Source organism: Streptomyces sp. NPDC006997 (assembly GCF_040635175.1).
Lineage (GTDB): Bacteria > Actinomycetota > Actinomycetes > Streptomycetales > Streptomycetaceae > Streptomyces.
Genome location: NZ_JBEYHH010000017.1, coordinates 45,885 through 68,217, shown reverse-complemented (window position 1 = coordinate 68,217; position 22,333 = coordinate 45,885). Strand labels below are relative to the sequence as shown.

14 protein-coding genes, 1 tRNA gene, 1 other RNA gene and 1 pseudogene are annotated in these 22,333 nt (G+C 73.5%); 11 read left to right on the top strand and 6 right to left on the bottom strand.

Annotation, left to right across the window (positions count from 1 at the left end):
• The first annotated feature begins 11 nt into the window (after positions 1-11).
• From ABZ659_RS18615 to ABZ659_RS18590, 6 genes are all read left to right on the top strand, one after another.
• The gene (locus ABZ659_RS18615) at positions 12-509 is read left to right on the top strand and encodes a cupin domain-containing protein (protein ID WP_360220712.1); all 498 of its coding nucleotides are present in this window, start codon (positions 12-14) and stop codon (positions 507-509) included.
• On the top strand, positions 506-1,294 hold the full coding sequence (locus ABZ659_RS18610; protein WP_360220709.1) for a glucose 1-dehydrogenase: 789 nt from the start codon (positions 506-508) through the stop codon (positions 1,292-1,294). Before ABZ659_RS18615 ends, ABZ659_RS18610 begins: the two co-directional genes overlap by 4 nt.
• 334 nt (positions 1,295-1,628) lie before the next feature.
• Positions 1,629-3,491, top strand: a complete 1,863-nt coding sequence (locus tag ABZ659_RS18605) for a copper resistance protein CopC (RefSeq protein WP_360221010.1) — start codon at positions 1,629-1,631, stop codon at positions 3,489-3,491.
• Positions 3,492-3,597: 106 nt separating this feature from the next.
• Positions 3,598-4,866, top strand: a complete 1,269-nt coding sequence (locus ABZ659_RS18600) for an MFS transporter (protein WP_360220706.1) — start codon at positions 3,598-3,600, stop codon at positions 4,864-4,866.
• Positions 4,867-5,065: 199 nt separating this feature from the next.
• Entirely contained in the window at positions 5,066-5,965 is a 900-nt protein-coding gene (locus ABZ659_RS18595; RefSeq protein ID WP_360220703.1) for a universal stress protein, read from the top strand.
• Between the two features lie 340 nt (positions 5,966-6,305).
• Positions 6,306-7,178 (top strand): universal stress protein, encoded by an 873-nt coding sequence (locus ABZ659_RS18590; protein ID WP_360221007.1) that lies wholly within the window; start codon positions 6,306-6,308, stop codon positions 7,176-7,178.
• Positions 7,179-7,190: 12 nt separating this feature from the next.
• Here the strand turns inward: ABZ659_RS18590 and ABZ659_RS18585 are convergent.
• The 5 genes and pseudogenes from ABZ659_RS18585 to ABZ659_RS18565 form a co-directional block, all read right to left on the bottom strand.
• Positions 7,191-7,618, bottom strand: a pseudogene (locus ABZ659_RS18585) (HNH endonuclease); the annotation flags it as partial.
• A 234-nt stretch (positions 7,619-7,852) separates the two neighbouring features.
• Positions 7,853-9,325: an ATP-binding protein gene (locus ABZ659_RS18580; protein WP_360220700.1), complete on the bottom strand. Its 1,473-nt coding sequence runs from the start codon at positions 9,323-9,325 to the stop codon at positions 7,853-7,855.
• A 100-nt stretch (positions 9,326-9,425) separates the two neighbouring features.
• Positions 9,426-10,847, bottom strand: coding sequence for a DUF234 domain-containing protein (locus ABZ659_RS18575; protein WP_360220697.1), 1,422 nt, complete (start codon positions 10,845-10,847; stop codon positions 9,426-9,428).
• Between the two features lie 174 nt (positions 10,848-11,021).
• Entirely contained in the window at positions 11,022-12,338 is a 1,317-nt protein-coding gene (locus tag ABZ659_RS18570) for a helicase-associated domain-containing protein (protein WP_360220694.1), read from the bottom strand.
• Entirely contained in the window at positions 12,335-13,063 is a 729-nt protein-coding gene (locus ABZ659_RS18565) for a hypothetical protein (RefSeq protein WP_360220691.1), read from the bottom strand. The genes ABZ659_RS18570 and ABZ659_RS18565 overlap by 4 nt, the downstream gene beginning before the upstream one ends.
• 237 nt (positions 13,064-13,300) lie before the next feature.
• Here ABZ659_RS18565 and ABZ659_RS18560 point away from each other — a divergent pair, with 237 nt between their 5' ends.
• Positions 13,301-15,640, top strand: coding sequence for a 2OG-Fe(II) oxygenase (locus ABZ659_RS18560; RefSeq protein ID WP_360220688.1), 2,340 nt, complete (start codon positions 13,301-13,303; stop codon positions 15,638-15,640).
• A 418-nt stretch (positions 15,641-16,058) separates the two neighbouring features.
• Here ABZ659_RS18560 and ABZ659_RS18555 read toward each other — a convergent pair.
• Positions 16,059-16,143, bottom strand: a tRNA-Ser gene (locus ABZ659_RS18555).
• Between the two features lie 71 nt (positions 16,144-16,214).
• Here ABZ659_RS18555 and ffs point away from each other — a divergent pair.
• The 4 genes from ffs to ABZ659_RS18535 all read left to right on the top strand — a co-directional run bounded on the left by ffs (position 16,215) and on the right by ABZ659_RS18535 (position 22,284).
• An RNA gene (ffs, locus tag ABZ659_RS18550) (signal recognition particle sRNA small type) lies at positions 16,215-16,313 on the top strand.
• A gap of 58 nt (positions 16,314-16,371) precedes the next feature.
• Positions 16,372-18,645, top strand: a complete 2,274-nt coding sequence (locus ABZ659_RS18545) for a DNA polymerase III subunit gamma and tau (RefSeq protein ID WP_360220685.1) — start codon at positions 16,372-16,374, stop codon at positions 18,643-18,645.
• 123 nt (positions 18,646-18,768) lie between these two features.
• Positions 18,769-20,022 (top strand): phosphoribosylamine--glycine ligase, encoded by a 1,254-nt coding sequence (gene purD, locus ABZ659_RS18540; protein ID WP_360220682.1) that lies wholly within the window; start codon positions 18,769-18,771, stop codon positions 20,020-20,022.
• A gap of 363 nt (positions 20,023-20,385) precedes the next feature.
• Positions 20,386-22,284 carry a hypothetical protein gene (locus ABZ659_RS18535; protein WP_360221004.1) on the top strand — a complete coding sequence of 633 codons (1,899 nt, stop codon included), beginning with the start codon at positions 20,386-20,388 and terminating at the stop codon, positions 22,282-22,284.
• Positions 22,285-22,333 lie beyond the last annotated feature (49 nt).

Sequence of the window (22,333 nt, the reverse complement as noted above, 5' to 3'; positions counted from 1 at the left end):
AGCCTGCCGGGATGACCCCCGACGCGCCCGGCCCCGTCACCCCGGAAGCCCTCGTCGCGCACTACGGCATGACGCCGATACCGCGCGAGGGCGGCTTGTTCCGGCAGACCTGGGCGGGTCCCGACCGCCCGGACGGCCGCCCGGAGGGCACCGCGATCGTCGCCCTGCTCACCGGGGACGACTACTCGGCCCTGCACCGCCTGCCCACCGACGAGGTATGGCACTTCTACCTGGGCGACCCCCTGGAGATGCTGCTCCTCGCCCCGGACGGCACCACCCGCACCGCCCTCCTCGGCCCGGACCTCCCGCGCGGCCAGCACCCCCAGCTGACCGTCCCGGCGGGCACCTGGACGGGCGCGCGGGTCGCCGGGAACGGCTCCTGGGCCTTCTTCGGCTGCACGATGGCCCCCGGCTTCAGCTACGACACCTACGAGCACGGCGACACCGCCGAACTGACCGCCCGTTATCCCGCCGAGGCCGCGCGCATCGTGGCACTCTGCCGTCCATGAGCGCGTCGGAAGGGCTGCTACGGGGGCAGACCGCCCTGGTCACGGGGGCGGGCGGCGGCATCGGCCGGGGCGTCGCGCTGCGCTTCGCCGAACAGGGCGCGGCGGTCGCCCTCCATTGCCGTACGGCGGTGGCGGCGACGCGCGAGGTGGCGTCCCGCATCCGCGACTCGGGCGGCCGGGCCGTCGTACTCCAGGGCGACCTGGCGGAGGAGCCGGCCTGCCACCGTGTCGTCCGCGAGGCGGCCGAGTGGGCCGACGGCCGCCTCACCGCGCTGGTCAACAACGCGGGCGTCCAGCCGGTGCGGCCCCTCCCCGGGATGACCGCCGAGGAGTGGCGTGCGGTGGTGGACACCAACCTGACCAGCGTGTTCGCCTGTACGCAGGCGGCGGCGGAGGTCATGCGGGCCCAGGGGGACGGCGAGGGGCCGGGCGGCAGCGTCACGCACATCGCGTCCATCGAGGCGACGCACCCCGCGTCCGGGCACGTCCACTACTCCACCTCGAAGGCGGCCGTCGTGACGCACGCGCGCGGGGCGGCGCTGGAGTACGGCCCGTACGGCATCCGCGTCAACACCGTCTCGCCCGGTCTGATCGACCGTGAGGGGCTGGCGGAGTCCTGGCCGGAGGGCGTGGAGCGCTGGCTGCGGGCGGCGCCGCTCGGCCGACTCGGCCGCCCCGAGGACGTCGCCGACGCCTGTGTGTTCCTGGCGTCGCCGCTGGCGTCCTGGGTGACGGGGCAGGACCTGGTCGTGGATGGCGGGGTGACCGCGCGGCCGACCTGGTGAGCGGACGGCCGCCCGCGTCCGTACCTCTCCGGGAGGCGGTGCGGCGGGCGCGGTCGGCACCGGAGGGCCGGACGGCGGGGGCGAAGCGGTGGGCTATGGCGACGGCGGCGACCGAAAGCACGGCACCTGGACCGGCACCTGGACCGGCGCCGGGATCGGGATCGGCGCCGAGATCGGGATCGGCACCGGGATCGGGATCGGCACCGGGATCAACACCGGGATCGGGATCGGCACCGGGACCGGCACCGGGACCGGCACCGGGACCGGCACCGGCACCGGCATAAGGCAGCGAGTCCCCGGGCCGCTGCGGCCCTTCCGTCCTCTCCGGCGGCTGGTGCTGCTGGGTGCGGTGCTGGTCCTGCTCCTCCTCGGCGCCGCCGCCCCCGCCACGGCCCACGCCGCCCTCCGCGACAGCGCCCCCCACGACGGGACCGTCCTCGAGTCGGCCCCCCGCCACCTCGACCTGGGCTTCACCGAGTCCGTCGGCCTGCTGGACGGCTCGGTCCGGATGCTCGACCCCGACGGCCGCCGCGTCCACCTGGCGGAAGCCCGGCACGGCCCCGGCGGCGCGCACACCGTCCGGGTCGCCCTGCCGGACGGCCTCGGCACCGGCACGTACACCGTGGCCTGGCGGGTGGTGTCGGCGGACAGCCACCCGGTGTCGGGGGCGTTCACCTTCTCGGTGGGGGAGCGCACCCCCGCGGTGGCCGCCCCGGAGACCGGCCCGACCGAGGACCCGGCCACCAGGAGCCTGCACGACGTCGCCCGTTACCTCGCCTACCTCGCCGTGGCCCTGCTGATCGGCACCGCCGTCTTCGCCGCTGTCTGCCGCCCGTCCGACCCCGCCCCGCTCCGCACCCACCTGCGCGTCGCCTGCTGGACGCTGCTCGCGGCGACCCTGGCCCTGCTGGCGCTGCGTGCCCCGTACGAGGCGGGCACCGCCCCGGCGACGGCCCTGGACGCCTCCACCCTCACCCACACCCTGACCGGCCGCCCCGGCCTCGCCCTGCTGGCCCGCCTGGCCCTGCTCGCCCCGGCCGCGTCCGTCGCCGCCCGCGTCCTGCGCGGCTCACGCTCCCGCGCCACCTTCGGCACCGGTGCCGCCGTGGCCGTCGCGCTGGCCCTGACCTGGGCGGCGGCCGAGCACGCCTCGGCCGGTGTCCAGGTCCCCGTGGCGGTCGCCTCGCACGCCCTGCACCTGTTGGCGGCGTCGGTCTGGCTCGGCGGCCTCGCCGCCCTGTACCGCACCGAGGTCCCGACGCCCGCCGTCGCCCGCTTCTCCCGGCTGGCCTTCACCTGTGTCACCGTCCTGGTCGTCACCGGGACCTACCAGTCCTGGCGCGGCCTCGGCCCCCTGGACGCCCTCACCACCACCTCGTACGGCCGTCTGCTGCTCGCCAAGCTGGGCGCGGTCGCCCTGCTGCTGACGGCGGCGACGCTGTCCCGCCGCTGGACCCGGCGGTCGCGGAGGGGCGTCACGGCGGCCGTTCCGGCCCGCACGCGGGTACCGGTCGGGGCGGGCGGCGGCCCGGCGACCGGGGACACCGCGGACACCGGGGACACCGGGGACACCGGGGACACCGGGGACACCGCGGACACCGGGGACACCGCGGACACCGGGGACACCGCGGACACCGCGGGCACCGCGGGCACCGAGGACCATCGACTTGCCGGAGCACCCGGGGAGGCTCCCGCGCGGTCGGCCCTACGCCGTTCCGTCCTCGCCGAGGCGGTCATCGGCGTCGTCGTCCTGGCCCTGACCACCGCACTGACCAGCACGCTCCCCGGCCGCGCGGCGACCGAGGCCGCCGCGACCACCTCGGCGGCGGACGGCGCCGCCCCCGCCGGGCAGCCGCGCTCGGCGGTCACGACGGTCCCCTTCGACCTGGGCGCGACGGGCGGCCGGGGCACGGTGCAGATCACCCTGGACCCGGCCAGGGTGGGCGAGAACAGCGTCCAGGCGGTCGTCTTCGCCCCCGACGGCGGCCTCTCCTCGGTCCCCGAACTCCGGCTCTCCCTCACCCTCCCCGCCCAGGACATCGGCCCCCTCGCCGCCCACCTGACCGACCGGGGCGGCTACTGGGCCACCGACTCCCTCAACCTGCCGGTCGCGGGCGACTGGACGATGCGGGTGACGGTCAGGACGACGGACGTGGACCAGGTGACCGAGAAGGCGCGGCTGCGGGTCCGGGGCTAGCCTCCGTGATCCACATCTCCTACGATATTCCGAAGATCCTTGGAATTGACGGATGGGTCGGCTCAGCGGATGAGCCCAGTCGGCCGGACGAGAGCAGGCAGCCACCGTGACGAGCACCGCACCTGCGACCCCGCCCGGCATCCGCGACGCCGACGGCACGGTCCCCGCCCAGCGCCGGGTGCTGCGGGTGCTGGTCGCCGCGCAGGTGCTCAGCGGCGCCGGGCTGGCCGCCGGGGTCACGGTCGGCGGTCTGCTCGCGCAGGACATGCTCGGCTCGACGGGCCTCGCGGGCCTGCCCAGCGCCCTGTTCACCACCGGGTCGGCGCTGGCCGCCGTCACCGTCGGCCGGATCTCGCAGCGCGGTGGGCGCCGCCCGGGACTGGCCGCCGGGTACCTCACCGGCGCGGTGGGCAGCGCGGGCGTCATCGTCGCCGCCGTGCTGGACCACCCCGTCCTGCTCTTCCTCGCCCTGTTCGTGTACGGCGCCGGGAGCGCCACCAACCTCCAGGCCCGGTACGCCGGCGCCGACCTCGCGACCCCCGACCGGCGGGCCCGCGCCGTGTCGACGGTGCTGGTCGCCACCACCCTCGGCGGCGTCGCCGGTCCCAACCTCGCCGCGCCGACCGGGACCTTCGCGGAGACGCTCGGCATCCCGCACCTGGCCGGGCCGTTCCTGCTCTCGGGGGTCGCGTACGCGCTGGCGGCGCTCGTGCTGGCCGTCTGGCTGCGCCCCGACCCCCTGCTGCTGGCGAGGGAGCTGGCCGCCGACGCCGTACCCCCCGAGAAGCCGACCGCGTCCGACGCGAAGGCCGCGCCGGCCCCCCGGGACGCCGGTGTCGTGGTCGGTGCCCTGGTCATGATCCTCACCCAGCTCGTGATGGTCGCCGTCATGACGATGACGCCCATCCACATGCACGACCACGGCCACGGCACCGCCGCCACGGGCCTGGTCATCGCCCTCCACATCGCCGCGATGTACCTGCCCTCGCCGCTCACCGGCTGGCTCGTGGACCGGTACGGACGGCTGGCGATGGCCGCCGCGTCCGGCGTCACGCTGCTGGCCGCCGGTGTGGTGGCGGCGCTCGCCCCCGCCGACTCCGTCGGCCCGCTCGCCCTCGCGCTGGCGCTGCTCGGGCTGGGCTGGAACCTCGGCCTGGTCGCGGGTACGGCGATCATCACCGACGCCGTGCCGCTGGCGAACCGCGCCCGCACCCAGGGCCTGGTCGACGTGTCCATCGCCCTCGCGGGCGCCACCGGCGGCATGGCCTCCGGGATCGTCGTCGCCGCCGCGGGCTATCCCGTGCTGGCGCTGACGGGCGGGGTACTGGCGCTGGCGGTGCTGCCCGCGGTGGCGGTGACGGCGTACCGCCGCTGAGCGCGCGCGTCGGCCACGGGCGGTCCGCGCCACGTACGGCCGGGTGGTGCCGGTCGGCCCCGCCCCCGGCACCACCCGGCCCTACACCCGAGGGCCCCCACGGCGGTGTGCTGGAAGCGACACCCGAACGACGACCTGAGGGCGGACAGCGACCCGAAGGCGGCGCACCGCAGCGGTGGCATCCGGCGTAGGAGGCACGATGAGCGGTCTGGTGATCGTCGGTGTGGACGGATCGGCGTCGAGTCTCGTCGCCGTGGAGACGGCGGCACGGGCGGCGCTGGCGCGGGCGGCGACCCTGAGGGTCGTGCACGCCTTCGCCGGGCACGCGCCGTACCCGCCCCCGGACCCCGTACCGGTCGGCCCGGGCGACGGCGGCGGGCCGCGCGAGCTGGCCGAGGACCTGCTGACGGAGGCGGTGGAGCGGGCGCGGGCGACGGCACCGGCCCTGGAGATCGAACAGTCCCTGGTCACCGGCGAACCGCTGACCGTCCTGGAGGCCCAGTCGCGCGCCGCGGACCTGGTGGCCGTCGGCTCCCGGGGGAGGGGCGGCTTCGTGGGCCTGCTCGTCGGCTCCACGGGGATGCACCTGGCGGCACACGGCCGCTGCCCGGTCCTGGTGGTGCGCGAACAGCCGACGCCGGACGGCCCCGTCGTGCTCGGCGTCGACGGCTCACGCGCGGGCGAACGGGCCGTGGACTTCGCCTTCGCCGAGGCCGAACTGCGCAAGGCCCCGCTGCTGGCGCTGCACGCCTGGACCACGTGGAACGCCCCGCTGCCCGCCCCACAGGACCCCGCGACGCCGTACGCGAACCCGCCGGGCGCCCTCGCCGCGGAGGAGGAACGCCTGCTGTACGAGGCGGTGGCGGGCCGCAAGGAGCGGTACCCGGGGGTCGTGGTCGAACACCGGATCGTGCACGGCGGCACCCGGGAGTCCCTGATCGAGGTGAGCCGCTCGGCGCAGCTGCTGGTCGTCGGCTCCCGGGGCCGCGGCGGCTTCACGGGCCTGCTGCTGGGCTCCGTCAGCCAGGCGGTACTGCACCACGCCCACTGCCCGGTCGCGGTGGTACGCGGAGTGGAGGCGCACGACCGGCGCCCCTGACCGGGATGAACCGGACGAGCGGAAGGAGCGGGCGATGAGCGACGCGAGGAAGGGCGCCCGGGAGAACCCGATGAACTCAGCGAACCCGGTGGACCCAGCGAACCCCGCGGACCCGGTGGACCCAGCGAACCCCGCGGACCCGGTGGGCCCAGCGAACCCCGCGGACCCGGTGGGCCCAGCGAACCCCGCGGACCCCGTGGACCCGGTGGACCCAGCGAATCCGGTGGGCCCGGCGAATCCGGTGGGCCCGGTGGACCCGGCAGACCCTGCGGATCCGGCAGACCCCGCGGAGCCCGCGGACCCCGCGGACCCCGCGGACCCCGCACGTGCGGCGAAGGCGGTGATCGTGGGCGTGGACGGCTCCCCCTCCAGCCTGCACGCCGTCGAGGTAGCCGCCCAGGAGGCGCGGCTGCGGGGCGCGCCCCTGCGGATCGTGCACGCCTTCGGCCAGCCACCCGGACGCCTGCCGACCGGCGTGCCCCCCTGGCACCCCGCCGACCACGGTCTGGAGCCGATGGTCCACGGCACCCTGGTCCGCGCCGAGGAACGGGCCCACGAGGTGGCGCCGGGCATCGAGATCGACCGGTCCGTGGTGGCGGGCGACGCGTTCGAGGTGCTGGAGGTCGAGTCGCGCTCGGCGTCGCTCGCGGTGGTCGGCAGCCGTGGCCTGGGCGGTTTCGCCGGGTTGCTGCTGGGCTCGACGGCCGTGCACCTGGCCGCGCACGGCACCTGCCCGCTGCTGGTGGTGCGGGGCCGTCCCGACCCGCTGGGCGCGGTGGTGCTGGCGGTGGACGGTTCCGGGGCGGGGGAGGCGGCGGTGGGGTACGCGTTCGCCGAGGCCGCGTTGCGCGCGGCGCCCCTGGTCGCCGTACACGTGTGGAACACCTGGAACGAACGCGCGTACGAGGGTCCCGGCGATCCGCTGCCGACCATGGTCGTCGACACCGACCACCTCCGGGAGGCCGAGCAGCGCGTGCTGGACGAGACGGTGGCCAGATGGCAGCCGACGTATCCCCAGGTCACGGTGGAACGCCGCCTGCTCCGCGCCCGGACCCGCCCGGCCCTCATCGAGGCCAGCCGCCACGCCCAGCTCCTGGTCACGGGCGCCCGTGGCCGAGGCGGCTTCACGGGCCTCCTCCTGGGCTCGGTGAGCCAGGCCCTGCTGCACCACGCCCACTGCCCGGTGACGGTGGTGAGGGAGAGCCGGAAGTGAGGGAGGCACCCTTCACCCGGAGCCGGCCGAGACGGCGGCGGACGGAACCCGGGGACTCCCCCGGAACACCTGCCGCGCGAGCCAGTCCCGATGGACGTCCGCCACCCGCTCGGCACCCGGCTACGGCCCGATGACCGGCCGCCCGGCGAGCGCGACGCGGTACTCACCGGGCGGCGGCCCCCCGTCCGACGAACTCCCGCGACACGAGTATCCGGTGCCCGTCGCCGACGCCCAGGACGCCCTTGTCGAAGAGCTTGTGGTGCAGCGCGCACAGGCACAGCCCGTTGTCGACGTCGTCGGGCCCGTCGAACGCCCACAGGGAGGGCGGGAAGCGCAGGTCGAGCAATACCCGGGCCATCCGCCCCAACAACCCCGGCTCGCAACAACGCCGCCCGCAACTCGGGCACCAGCCGCCCCACAGCCCCCGACGCCCGCAGCTCCCCCACCGCATGTGGGAGCCCGATGCGACGCAGCCCGACACCATTACACCCTTCGCACTGGCCACAGGAGCACCCGAGGAAGTCTTCGATCGCCTCTACCCACCCTTGACGGACAGTTGGCGTGCTGGGCAAGAGAAGCAACGTCTCCAACTCGTGACGCCTTTGGTGAACGGGCAACAGAGCTGGTGGACGGATCCGGGCGGCGCATTGCCGTTCCGGTCTCGGCGCGGGCCTTCACTCCTGGCTGTAGAGCGCGGCCAGGTCGATGAGACGGACGTCAGTGTCGGCTTCCGCTGCTGCATGGGCTTTGTCGTCGAATCCCGCTCCGCTGAAACAGATCAGCCGAGTGTCGGTGGTGTCATAACGTCCGGCCTGGCCGACAAGGCCGCGGATATGCCGGAGGTGGTCGATGTGGGCCATTCCCATGGTGTCGTTCCACTTGGCCTCTCCGATGGCCAGGAGCGGAGGTTTGCCGGCGTCGGCGATGCCGATCACCGCCACGTCGACCTCGTGGCCGATGCGGGCTTTGGAGTCGTGGACCACGCCATGTCCCACGCGGGCGGGCAGACCGCCCAGAAGGTCGGGATCGACGTGATGGAGAGCCCAGTCGCGGCAGACCTGTTCGAAATGGGGCCCCAGGACATTGCTCACGAAGCGTCGGCGGCTGGCTTGCCAGACCCGTGTCGCACTGCCCGGGCGTTCGAGCTGGTCCCATACCGGGCGCATGATCGCGTGGTAGAAGCCGATCAGCGGTTCGGCTATGCGATACGTGGGCCGGTTGTCGCGGAACGCGTCCGCGTCGCGGTGGAGCAGCCCCGCGTCTTCCAGAACGTTGATGGGGTGCGCGATGTCGGTGGCTTTGCGTTCCAGATAGCCGGCCATGCCGCCTCGGGTGGCGTTGCCGTCGGCGACGGCGGCCAGGACGGACAGGTACAGGGCGGTGTCGCGAAGGTCGGGCTCTTCGGCCAACAGGTAGCGGGCCTCGCGGAACAGGGGGGTCTCGGGATTGAGGACGGTGCGGACAACCCAGTCGTCGAAGTCGTCCGGTCCATGGGGAGTGTCGCCGCGCGCGAACTCGCGCCGATAGGCGGGCGTGCCGCCGACGATCGCGTTGACCTTCATGGCCAGATGGGGGTCGGTGATGTCCCAGAAGTCCGCGGCGAGGCGGTGGTCGAGGGGGCGGACGACCAGTTCCAGGCCCGCCCGCCCACGCAGCGGGGCGTTGCCCGACAGTAGTCGGCCCATCAAGGACAGTGCCGAGCCGCACAGCAGCAGCCGAGTGCGCGAGCGGGTGCGCTGATCACGCAGGGGCCGCAGAGCCTCCTGGATGATTGAGGGCAGTTCCGGATTGGCCTTGGCCAGGTACGGAAACTCGTCGATCACCACGGGGACGGGGCGTTCGGAGCCGAGGGCAAGCAGCGCGTCGACCACCTCTGACCAGTTGGCGAAGTGGAACGGGCTGGCGGGTCGGACGTGATCGGTCAGCGCGGTGCTGATCCTCCGCAGCGACTCGGCATCCGTGGCTTCGGTCGCACCGAAGTAGAAACCTTCGGCGGCGCGGCACGCGGCGTCCAGCAGGAAGGTCTTGCCTTGGCGGCGACGTCCGGAGACCACGCCGAGAGTCGCACCCGGCTGTGGGTCGGTGATGAACCGCCTCAGCGCCGACCACTCGTAGTCCCGGTCGAACATCCCGGCAGGCTTGTCCATGCCTCACCCCAGATAGAGAAGTACGCCTCCATTAAACATACCCCTATATGTGCGAGGCGGTGCTTACCTGCGTGGAGTGCAACTAGAGATCAGTTCCTGCTCACACTCTGCGCCAAGCGCTGAGCAGTTCCTCGGGGCCGTACACCGCCTGAAGGCCGGAACAACCGATCCCGCTGCGGGAGACCGCCACGAGCGGTACCGGCTCGTCGGTGATCGCTGCCCGGTGCTTCTGTAGCGCGGCCAGGTCGTGGCTGTCGAACGGGGAGTTCTCCAGCCACTTGACCGAGCCGAGAAAGACCAACTGCTTGGCCACCGGCTGTCGGTCGGCGCCCACCAAGTCGATTTCGACGTCGTTGCTGCGGGTCCAGTACCCGCCGATCGCCGGGGCGGTCGGCAGGAGCCCGTCCGGCAGGAGGCGGGCGAGGGAGTCCCGGACCAGGGGCTCGATCGCGCGGCCGCGCCAGCTCGTCCACTGCTCCTTGATCCGGCTCAATGTGAGATCTCCCCGCATTCGCTCGATCTCCGCCATGTACGGATCCAGAAACGCGAGCCAGAACCGCAGGTAGGGGTCGGCCACGCGGTAGCGGCGTTCCTTCGACGGCCGCAGTGAGAGCGGCAGCTCGGCGGCTACGACCCGTTTCTCGGTCAGGACGTCAGTGGCTCGGGTGAGAGTCGTGTGGGCGATGCCGCCGGCCGCGCGCGCGATGTTGGTGAAGGTCCGCTCCCCGGATCCGATGGCCCGCAGCACCTCCCTGCTCATCGCCTGTGGTGGGAACTCCGCGGCCAGAGAGCGCTCGGCGGAGACCAGCAGTGCCGAGATCGGGTTGTCCAGCGAGTCGCGGAGAAACTCCCAGACATCCGCTCCCGTCCGCCACTCGGCGCAGATCAGGGGGAGACCCCCCGTGATCAGGGCGGCGTCGAACGCGGCCGCCGGAGACAGGCCGAGCATCTCGCCGATGTCGGCCGGGTTCAGGGGCCCCACGACCATTTCCCGGCCCCGCTGGTGAAAGGGGCGGTCGTAGCTGTTCAGCGCCTCCATCATCGACAGATCGGACCCGACCAGGAGGAGAAGCGCCGGCTTGCGGCTGAGCAGGCGGTCCCATGCCCGCTGGAGCATGCCCTCGAAGGCGTCGATGCGGTCCATGAGATAGGGAACTTCGTCGATGACGATCACGCTCGGGCTGTCGTCGGGAAGGATCTCCGCAAGCAGCCTGAACGCCGCGTTCCACTGTTCTGGCGCCTCCTCCGCGAACAGTTCCCGTCCCGGGAGGGTGGATCTGGCGACGGCGTCGAGCAGTTCCGTCAGCTCGTCCTCCGCGGTGCCGCCCGCCGCGGTGAAGAAGAGGTACGGCACCTCGGTGCGCCGGAGGAACTCCTCGACGAGGCTGGACTTGCCGACCCGCCGTCTTCCCCGCATGAGGACGCACTGCCCCGGTTTCGCCGTCCCGACGGCATCGTGAACCACCTGCAAGGCGTTGCCGAGCACGTTCAGCTCGCGGTCCCGCCCGATGAAGCGACGCATGGCAAGCCTCCCGATGGTGAGAGTATCGGCAGAGATACTATCTCCATCGATACCATCCATCTCCTCCGCGGCAGGGCAGGTCGAGCACGAGGCGGCTGAGGCTGCGTACGGGCCGGTTGCCGGAGGCGGCGATGTACTCGACCGTGCTGGCCGCACCGGTGGCGACGACGTGTGTCAGCCGACGGGGTAGCCCTGGGCGAGGGCGGACCTGCGGAAGGCGGAGAGCTTGTCGAGGGGGATGGCGAGGTGTCGTTCGCCGAGACGGGTGCAGTGCGTACGGGTGCGGCGGTCGGTGGCGAGGAGGGCCGCGACGGCGGGGTCCCTGCACTCGACGAGGTGCACCGGCCCGGTGTCACGGATCTGGCCGACGCGGCGGGCGGCGTCGTCCAGCAGGGAGGTGACCGTCTGCGGGAGCGGAGCGGCGCCGGCCTCCAGATGGTGACGGAGTTCGGCGAGGTCGCGGCCCGAGCCGACGGCGGCGAGCAGCGAGGCGGAGGTCAGGGCCCACACGCGGTCGCCGGTGCGCTCGGCGAAGGCGTCGAGGAGGAGGGTCGCGGCGGGGGTGAGTCCGTCGAGGGCCACCACGTCGTGGTTGGGGAGCACCTTCAGACCGCCGGAACCCTTCGGGACGGTGTCGGCCGGTGCGGGGGCGGGGAGGTAGGTGTCGGCCTGCCCGGTGGCGTAGGCGCCGAGCGGGTTGAGGCGGAGGGCGAGGAGGCCGTCGTAGCGGCTGATGCGGTCGGTCCAGTCGGCGCCCCAGTTGTCGCGGTAGTCGTCGCGGGCGCCCACTGGCGGCCGGTAGTCCACATCGATCAGGCCGAGGACGGCGGCGTACTCGAAGAGCACGGCGAGGGTGTAGCGGCCCTGGAGGAGTTCCCAGTTGTGGAACCCGTCGTAGCCGAGGCTGCCGTACTCGGGGTCCTGCAGGTAGAGCTTCCACAGGGCGCGCTCGGTGCGGGCGATCCCGGGATCGTGACCAGCCTTGCGCATGGTGCGGAAGAGTGTGTCGACATCGGTCCACTCACCGGATGCGCAGGCGGCCAGGGCCTTGCCGACCTGGGCCCGGCGCGGCCTGACGGCGGTGAGGACGTTCGCCGCGCGTTGGCCCTTGATCGCCTCGACGCGGGAGAACTCGTCGATCACACCGTGGCTGAGCCAGCGCCGCCACAGCAGGGCGAGCGTGTCGTGGGCCGGTTTGGTCAGCGCCGCCCTGCCGCGTGCGGTCAGTGCGAGTTTGCCGGAAGCGAGTTCGGCGAGTCCGCCGGCCTGGAGCAGCAGCGGCCAGGCGAAGGACGCGATCGGTTCCTCGGCGTAGAAGTCGCCGCTGCTGAGCGCTTCCGCGACCGTCCTGACCGTCGCCGCGGACGGGCGGAGTGTCTTCTCGCTGCAGCGCAGTCGGCCCACCGCGCACAACTGGAGCACCGCCCGCAGATCGGCCTGTGCCTCGTGCTCGGTCGTGCGCACCTGACGCTCGTCGTGGTCGCCGGTCACAGCGGCCCCGTACCCACGACGTAGTCGTAGTTCCCGGCGCCGCAGGTGCGCTCCAGCGTCCGTACGATCTTCCGGGCGTCGTCGCGTGGGCCGTTGATGTAGAGCGGCTTGCCCTGGCGGCCGAAGCCGACCTGCGGGGCCGCCGGGCCGGGCTCACCGAGGTGTACGGAGACCTGCGCGAAGTCCGGCGCGGGCTCGAAGCCGAGGGCGCGCGCGTAGGCCACCCCACCGTGCACGATGCTCTGCGCCTGCTCCAGGCCGATCCGCAGCGGAGGTCGGTCGAACGCCCGGTAGTAGTCGCGTACGTAGGCGTCCAGTGATCCTCCGCCCATCACCTGCGGGCCGACGGTGTCCTTGACGCCGAGGCAGTAGACGTCGACGAGGAACCCGCAGACGGTGACCCGGCTGGCCCGCTCCTGGCGGGCGATCAGGACCTGGGCGAAACCGGCTACCCCGGGATCCCCGGCGACCTCGTCGTCCGCGCGCGCCCAGTCGGGGGCCGCGGACAGCTCCAGGTCCGTGCTCCAGCCGGCGCTCACCCAGCAGCCCACCACCGGGCGCGCGGCCGGTGCGGCCGTGCTCTGCTGTTCGTGGGCCACCTGGCGCACCAGCGCGCCGGCCCGGGCCGGCTTCAGCCCGAGGGCCCGTGCGATCTGCTTCGGTCCGCTCCCCTTCTCCCGCAGCGACCGTACCTGGGACAGAAGTTGAGCATCGTCGTCGTTCACGGGGCCATTGTTCCGCAGCGCCGGGGCGCTAGGTGCGGGAGTCGGCTGTTCCCGTTGTCCCCGGATGGGGGACGTACGTGGGCACGCAGGTCCGAGCCGGTGTATCCCGACCCCGTCCTTCCGTCCGTCCGTGCAGGGCAAGGCGTTCCCGTACGGGTGAGACGGCCACCCGCGGTCCCGATGCTCCGTAGAGTCGGGGCGAGGCGGCACGGCCGTGGGAACAGGGAGGGCGGAGTGATGACCAAGAGCGCGAGGGAGCGGCTGGGCGTGCTCCTCGGCGGCGCGAAGGCGACGGAGTTCAGCGCCCGGCTCGACGCACCGGCGGACGGCGTCCGCCTTGAGGTGGCCGGGGTCGGACCGGTGCGTCTGCCGCTGCGCGCGCCGCAGGTGAAGAAGCTGATCGCGGTGGCGCGTCCGGCACTGTTCGGCCGGGGGGAGGCCACCCTGAGCGACAGCAGTGTGCGCGACACCTGGCAGATCCCGCCGGACCAGGTCACGCTGGGCGGCCCGGCCTGGCCGACACTGCTCGACGGCGCGCTGGAGTACTTCCGGGACGAACTCGGGTTCCCCGCGTCGACCAGGCTGAGGGCCGAGCCGCACGCGCTCCTCGTATACGGCAAGGGGCAGTTCTTCCTCCCCCACCAGGACTCGGAGAAGGACGACGCCATGGTGGGCACGCTGGTGCTGTCGCTGCCCTCGGCCCACACCGGCGGCGAGCTGGTCATCGGGCACGCCGGGCAGAGCCGGACCTACCGTGCGTCGAGGACGGAGCTGGGCCTGGTGGCCTTCTACGCCGACTGCCCGCACGAGGTGACACCGGTCAGGACCGGCTACCGGGTGACCCTCACGCTCAACCTGCTGGCCGAGCGGGCCGCCCCGGAGCAGGAGTCCGGCCCGCTCGACGACCTGGCGCACTGCCTGGAACAGCACTTCGACACACCGGCCAGGCCGCGCTACGGCGGCCCGTACTCCGATCCGCCCCGTCGTCTCGTCTACCTGCTCGATCACGAGTACACGCAGCGGGGTCTCGGCTGGGGCCGGCTCAAGGGCGCCGACGCGGAGCGTGCCGCGCTGCTGCGCGCCGCGGCGGCCCAGGCGGGGTGCGAGACGGTACTCGCCCTCGCAGAGGTGAAGGAGACCTGGGACGCCACTCCGGCCGGATACGACCCCTGGGACGACTACGGCTACGACGAGGAGGAGGACGGAGAGGAAGAGGGGGAGGAAGCAGCCGCGGTCGACGGCGCTGGTGCCGACGAGGACTACGAGCTGGGCGAGCTGATCGACGACGAGATCACCCTCGGCTGGTGGACCGGTCCGGACGGCGCCGACGGCGAGGAGATCTCGCTCTACGTCCGCGACTACGAGAGCTGCGCCAGTACCCCGAGTACGGACCTGAAGCCCTATGACTCCCAGTACGAGGGCTACATGGGCAACTACGGCAACACACTGGACCGCTGGTACCGGCGGGCCGCGGTCGTGGTGTGGCCACGGGAGCGGGCCTTCGCGGCGCGCGGCGAGGCCGGATCACGGTGGGCACTCGAGGAACTGCAGGCCCGTATCACCACGGGTGACCGGGACGGCGCACGTGCCGCGGCCGAGTCCCTCGCGCCGTTCTGGAAGGGCAACGGTGTACAGCCCGGGCAGCTGGGGAGCGCGCTGCGGGTGGCCGAGGGCCTTCGGGCGCCCGGGACCGCCGCGATGCTCCTTGAGCCGTTCCGGATCGACGCGCTCACTCCGGAACACGCGGACGACCTGGCCGCGGTGGCGAAGCGGTACGGCGTCCCGTGGCTGGGCCAGGTCACCGAGGGCTGGTTCGGCGGCGCGCGGAACCGCTTCGAGGAACACCGGTACGACTGGACCGAGCGGCTTCCCCAGCTGTGCGCGGCGCTGTGCTCCGCCCGGAGTCCGGCGGTGGCCCAGCTGCTGTTGACCGGCGCCTGGACCCAGGTGGACGGTGAGCTGCGGCTGTGGGCCGCAACCGGGCCGGCCGAGATCCGCCGCGCGCGGTTGGACCGGCTGAGCCTGCCGCTGCTGCGCATCCTGGAAGCGGCTGATGCTCAGTTGCGCGGCCGGATCATGGCGGCGTTGCGTTCCTGCCAGGACACGGTCCTGGAGTGCCTGCTGCCGATGCTGCGTCACGCGGCGCGGGAACAGACGGAGGGCGAGCTTCGGTCGGCGGGGCTCGGAGCGGTGGCGCGGGAGTGCGGGGACCGGCTCGGCGCGCTCGCGCGACGGGCGCCGCGCGCCGCGGACGACTGGTCGGTGGCGTGGACCGGGTGCGGCTGTGAGTTGTGCGGCGGCCTGGGCGAGTTTCTCGGCTCCCGGTCGCGGCGGACGCTGGAGTGGCCGCTGGCGAAGGACGGGCGGCGGCACGTGCACAGCAGGATCGACATGGCCGAGCTGCCCGTAAGCCATGTGACCAGGAGGCAGGGACGCCCGTACACGCTGGTGCTGACGAAGACCGAGGAGCTGTTCACGCGCGAGCGGGCGACCCGCCGTCAGGCCGGAGCCGACCTGGCCTGGCTGGCCTCGACATGGGACCTTTCCGGCGATGCCGGAGCCGACACGAGGCTGTGAGTCGAGGCTGTGACACGAGACACGAGACACGAGACACGGGCGCGACGCCGGCGAAGGCCGCAAGGAACTCCCCGCCCAGGGTGGCGCCGATGCCGGGGACGCCCTGGACTGTCAGCGAGTTCGTGTTCGCGAAACCGGCCTTCGACGAGTTCGTCCAAATCGGCGACCTGCTCGTTGAGGGCCCTCACGTCCCTGACCGGGGCCGGCGACCGCCGCGTTGTCTGCCCCGCTGAGGATCGTCAGTCGATCGTGTGGGTCCTGACCGTCGGCAATCGCCGGGACGTCCACAGCCAAGCTCCTGTCGGTCGACATGTCCCGAATGTCGCCTATAAATGCAACCAGAACTGCAACCAGCGCATAACGAGCAGCCGAGCCACAATTGCGGCTCGGCTGCTCGTTTCGCCTGTTCAGGCGGCTGCGGAGGATACGAGATTCGAACTCGTGAGGGGTTGCCCCCAACACGCTTTCCAAGCGTGCGCCCTAGGCCTCTAGGCGAATCCTCCGCCAGGAACATTACATGACGCTGGGGAGTGCTCGCGAACTCGTTCCTGCCGGTCGGATCGGGTAACCTGTGCGGAGCCCCTCACGCGGCGCTATCTGACTGAACTCCCCCAGGGCCGGAAGGCAGCAAGGGTAGGTTGGCTCTGGCGGGTGCGTGGGGGGCGCTCGCGTTGCCGGGCGGGGTCCGTGGGCGGGGTCCGTTGTCGGTGGGCGCCTATAACCTCGTATGCGTGTCGTCTCTTGCGTTGTACCGCCGCTACCGCCCGGAGTCCTTCGCCGAGGTCATCGGGCAGGAGCATGTCACCGACCCGCTGCAGCAGGCGCTGCGGAACAACCGGGTCAATCACGCGTACCTGTTCAGCGGTCCGCGCGGCTGTGGCAAGACGACCAGCGCGCGCATCCTGGCCCGCTGTCTGAACTGCGAGAAGGGGCCCACGCCGACGCCCTGCGGCGAGTGCGACTCCTGTCGGGACCTCGCGCGCAACGGGCCGGGCTCCATCGACGTCATCGAGATCGACGCCGCCTCGCACGGTGGTGTGGACGACGCCCGTGACCTGCGCGAGAAGGCGTTCTTCGGGCCCGCGCGCAGCCGGTACAAGATCTACATCATCGACGAGGCCCACATGGTCACGTCGGCCGGTTTCAACGCGCTGCTCAAGGTCGTCGAGGAGCCGCCGGAGCACCTGAAGTTCATCTTCGCCACGACCGAGCCCGAGAAGGTCATCGGGACGATCCGGTCGCGGACCCATCACTACCCGTTCCGGCTGGTGCCGCCGGGGACCCTGCGTGACTACCTCGGCGAGGTGTGCCAGAAGGAGGACATCCCTGTCGAGGAGGGTGTCCTGCCGCTGGTCGTGCGCTCCGGGGCCGGGTCCGTGCGTGACTCCATGTCCGTCATGGACCAGTTGCTCGCGGGTGCCGGGGCCGACGGTGTGACGTACGCCATGGCCACCTCCCTCCTCGGGTACACCGACGGCTCGCTCCTCGACTCCGTCGTCGAGTCCTTCTCCTCCGGCGACGGCGCCGCCGCCTTCGAGGTCGTGGACCGGGTGATCGAGGGTGGCAACGACCCCCGGCGGTTCGTCGCCGACCTGCTGGAGCGGCTGCGCGACCTCGTCATCCTCGCCGCCGTGCCCGACGCCGCGGAGAAGGGTCTCCTCGACTACCCCGCCGACGTCGTCGAGCGGATGCAGGCCCAGGCCCAGTCGTTCGGGCCCGCCGAGCTGACCCGCGCCGCCGACATCGTCAACGAGGGTCTGACCGAGATGCGCGGCGCCAACTCGCCCCGCCTCCAGCTCGAACTGATCTGCGCCCGCGTCCTGCTGCCCGCCGCCTACGGCGACGAGCGGTCCGTGATGGCCCGCCTCGACCGGCTGGAACGTGGCGTGAACTTCTCCACCGGGGCCGGTACGCCCCCCATGGGGTACGTCCCCGCGCCCGGTGTCCATGGCGGAGCCGATGGTGGAGACGGTGGTGCCGTGGACGCGTCGTCCTCCGTTCCGGGTGGCGGCGGTGCCGCCGCTGCCCGGGCTGCGGTGCGAGGCGGCTCTGTGGTCGCTCCGGGGGCGGCCGCGGCTGCCGAGCCCCCGGTCGTCGCGGTCAGTGGCCCGGCGGAGCAAGCGGCCCCGGCCGCCGGTCCCGGTCCCAGTGCGGCGCCCGCCGAGCCCTCGCAGCCCGCCCCCGGCGCCTGGCCCACCGCCACCACGGCGGGCGGCGGTGGCCGACGGCCGGGCGGCTGGCCCACCACCCCCGCCCCGGCCGGAGGGGCCGACGACACTCGTCCCCCGGCGCCCGCGGCACCCACCCCGGCCGCGCCCTCCGCGCCAGCCCCCTCGCCCGTCGCCGCCCCGGCGCCCGGCGGGCTCGACCCCCGTTCCCTCTGGCCCAACATCCTGGAAGCCGTCAAGAACCGCCGGCGCTTCACCTGGATCCTCCTCAGCCAGAACGCCCAGGTCACCGGCTTCGACGGCACCACCCTCCAACTCGGCTTCGTCAACTCCGGCGCCCGGGACAACTTCGCCAGCAGCGGCAGTGAGGACGTACTGCGGCAGGCGCTGGTCGAGCAGTTCAACGTCCACTGGAAGGTGGAGGCCGTCGTCGACCCGTCCGGTGGCGGCTCGGCGCCGCCAGCCCCCGGCGGGTTCGGTGGTTCCGGGGGGTACGGCGGTGGCGGCGGCCCTGTCGCCAGCGGCGCGCCCGGCGCCCCCTCCGGCTACGGCACCTCCAGCGGCGGTGGCAGCGCCACGACGTCCCAGCGCCCGGCGCCCCCGCAGTCCTCCGCCCCTGCCCCAGCACCGGCCGCCAGCCCCTCGCCTCCTCCGGCGTCCAGATCCGCCCCTGCCCCCTCACCCGCCCCCGCCCCCGCGGCTCCGGACCCCGTGTCCCCCGAGGACGACACCCCCGAGGACGACGACCCCGACCTCGACGAGTCGGCCCTCTCCGGCCAGGAGCTGATCGTGCGGGAACTCGGTGCGACGGTGGTGGAGGAACTCAGCAATGAGTGATCCAGCGGCCCGACCAGCAAGGCGGGTGTCGGCTTCCCTCCTGGAGGAAAGTCCAACCCCTCCGCCCCCTCCGCCTCGGCGGCCTGTACGAAGTGCCGCGCCCGCTGCCGTTAGGCTGACCCCGTGAAGGTCCTCGTCATCGGCAGCGGCGCCCGCGAACACGCCCTGTGCCGCTCACTGTCCCTCGACCCCGCGGTCACCGCGCTCCACTGCGCCCCCGGCAACGCCGGTATCGCGGAGGTCGCCGAGCTGCACCAGGTCGACGCCCTGGACGGCGCGGCCGTCTCCACGCTGGCCACGAAGCTCGGCGCCGAACTGGTCGTCGTAGGCCCGGAGGCGCCCCTCGTCGCGGGGGTGGCCGACGCCGTGCGGGAGGCGGGGATCCCGGTGTTCGGCCCGTCCGGGGAGGCCGCGCGGCTGGAGGGGTCCAAGGCGTTCGCCAAGGACGTGATGGCGGGTGCCGGGGTGCCCACCGCCCGGTCGTACGTGTGCACGACGCCCGAGGAGGCCGACCAGGCGCTGGACGCTTTCGGCGCGCCGTACGTCGTCAAGGACGACGGTCTCGCCGCGGGCAAGGGCGTCGTCGTCACGTCCGACGTCGACGCGGCGAAGGCGCACGCCGCCGCCTGTGAGCGCGTGGTCATCGAGGAGTTCCTCGACGGGCCGGAGGTGTCGCTGTTCGCCGTCACGGATGGTGAGACGGTCGTGCCGCTGCGGCCCGCGCAGGACTTCAAGCGCGCCCTGGACGGCGACGAGGGCCCGAACACCGGCGGCATGGGCGCGTACTCCCCGCTGCCCTGGGCCGATCCGAAGCTGGTGGACGAGGTGCTGGAGACGGTCCTCCAGCCGACCGTCGACGAGATGCGCCGCCGGGGGACGCCGTTCTCCGGGCTGCTGTACGCCGGGCTCGCGATCACCTCGCGCGGGGTGCGGGTGATCGAGTTCAACGCCCGTTTCGGCGACCCCGAGACGCAGGTCGTGCTGGCCCGCCTGAAGACCCCGCTCGCCGGGATCCTGATGGCCGCCGCCACCGGCAACCTCGCCGACCTCGAACCCCTGCGCTGGAGCGACGACGCGGCCGTCACCGTCGTCATCGCCTCGCACAACTATCCCGGCACCCCGCGCACCGGCGACCCGATCACCGGCCTCGACGAGGTGGCCGCCAAGGACGCCCCGCACGCGTACGTGCTCCACGCGGGCACCCGGCGCGACGGCGACGCGGTCGTCAGCGCGGGCGGCCGGGTCCTCTCCGTCACCGCCACCGGCGAGGACCTCGCACAGGCGCGTGAGCGCGCTTACGAGGCCGTAGGCCGGATCCGCCTCGACGGCTCCCAGCACCGTACGGACATCGCGGCGAAGGCGGCGACGGGCGCGTAACCGCGCAGGTCAGCAGGCATCCTCACGGGCCCCGGAATCCTCAAGGACTCCGGGGCCCGATGCGTGTCCGCCGTCAGCCACCTTTCCCCAAAGCCATTCCATCGAGTGACCAATGCCCCATCCGGCTGACGGGGGCCAGACCCCCAACTAGGGTGCGGCGCAAGCGTTCCGGCACTTGGCCCACCGGCATTGCGATGTCAGTGACGGGTGCCACAGTGGGGGAGTGAGCAACGCCAGGGCAGTCGGCGGCGGTCACCGTGACGGACAGCGTCACGGCGGGCGCCGTGGCTGCCGCCGTACGTGCCGTCGTACGAGTCGTCGTACACGACAGCAGGGAGGGGGTGACGTCCGGTCGTGACCGGTATGGGTGTGGAGGTGGTCGCGCAGTCCGCGCGTGCCCGGGCCCTGGCCGTGCTGCGGGTGCGCAGCCGGGCGCTGGCCGTGGCACTGCTGCCCGCCGCCGCGGCCGTGATCCTGTTCGCGGGCGGCTCCACCGGCCACCTCGTCGGCCACGGCTGGGACGCCGCCCGGTGGGCCGTGGGCCTGGCCGCGGCGGTCGTGCTACTGGCCGCGGGCGGTATCGCGCTGGTCATCGCGCGGGCCCGGCCCGCCCTGAGCCCGACCGTCCCGATCGCCGAGGAGGCCGCCCCCGACCTGTACCGGATGGTCCGTGACCTCGCCGACCGCCTCGACGTGCCCGCCCCTTCGGCCATAGCGCTCACCCCGGACTGCGACAGCTGGCTGGAGGACCGCACCCATCCGGCGCACGGCCCGCCCGACGACCAGCGCGCCCCGGCGCGCGGCCCGCGCCGTTCGAGCGCCGCCCCGGTCCTCGTCATCGGCTCCCCGTTCCTGTGGTGGATGCGCGTGGGCGAACTGCGCGCGGTCCTCGCCCCGGTCGTCGCGGGTACGGGACCGTCGGCACACCCCGACATAGCCGCGGCCCGGCGTTTCCTCCGGGGCCTGGACGCGGCGGTCGCCGCCGTCGCGGAGCCCGACCGGGGTGCCAGGACCCGGCCCGTGCTGCGTCCGCTGTACGCGGGCGTCGGCTGGGTGGCGCGGCTGCTGCTGCGCAGTTGCCGGGAACACGCGGCCGAGATGGAGCGCGGGGTCGCCGCCGCGGCGGCCGAGCGCGCCCAGGGGGTGGACTACGGGCTGCGGATCGTCGCCCAGGAACAGGTCGGCCTGGCCTACGCGGGCTGGGACCGGCTGCTGACCCGGGTCGCGCTGCCCGCCTGGCGGATGGGCCGCTGGCCGTCCCGGCTGGACGCGGGCGTCGTCGCCGCCCTCACGGAACTGTCCCGACGGGACCGGCTGGCCGAGGGGTTCGCCTCCCGGCTGGGGGAGCGTCCCGCCTGTGACCTGCTCGAAGAGCCCGGCACGGTGGACGAGGCCGCGTCGCTCCTCGCCGCCCGGCTCTTCCACGGCGGGCCCGCCGGTCCCGGGCCCGACTGGGCGCCGGTGGAGTGGGACGACTATCCGGACGAGGTCGTCGACCGCAAGTGGCGCACCGACGCGGCCCGGCTCCACCGCGTCCTGGACACCCTCGGCGTCCGCCGCGCCACCGCGGCCTCCGCGGGCCCCACGCTGGCCCGCATCGTCGACCACCTGGCGGCGCGCGAGTACGCGGGGGAGGACGGCTCGCCGGGGGCGGCGTACCCCGGAGCGGAGGCCGCACCCCCCGGAACCAAGGCCGACGCCGACCCCGCCCCCGCCCCCGCCCCTGACCCCGTCCCCGCCCCCGACCCCGCCCCCACCCCTGACCCCGCCCCCACCCCTGACCCCGCCCCCACCCCTGACCCCGCCCCCGCCCCTTCAGCACCCACCCCCGCTTCCACCACCACCCGCTGCGTCGCCCTCGCCGAAGGCCTCGGCGCCGAGCTGGCCCGCGAGGAAGCCGCCGCGGCGGCGCACGCCCCGACCCCGGCTGGCACCGGCCCCGCCGGGACCGCGGGCTCCCCCGACCCCGACCTGTGGGGCGACGGTGCCCTCCCCCTCTTCCCCCTCCAGCCACCCCGCACCCCACGCGAACTGCTCGCCGACCACGTCACGGCGATGGTGTGCTGCGCCGCCATGGACACCGCGGGCGCCACCCCGGGCCTCGACTGGCTCGACGGCCCCGCCCTCCTCCTCAAGGGCGAACGCGCCGCCGACCTCACCCCGAGAGTCCTCAGCCTCCTGGAGGACGGCGACCCGACCCCGCTGCGCGAGTGGCTGACGGAGACGGGGATACGCCCCGAGAAACCGGTCCGCCTCGTCTGACCGCCCGCGCCTCCCTCAGCACCGGGGCCCTCACCGGAACTCCTCATTC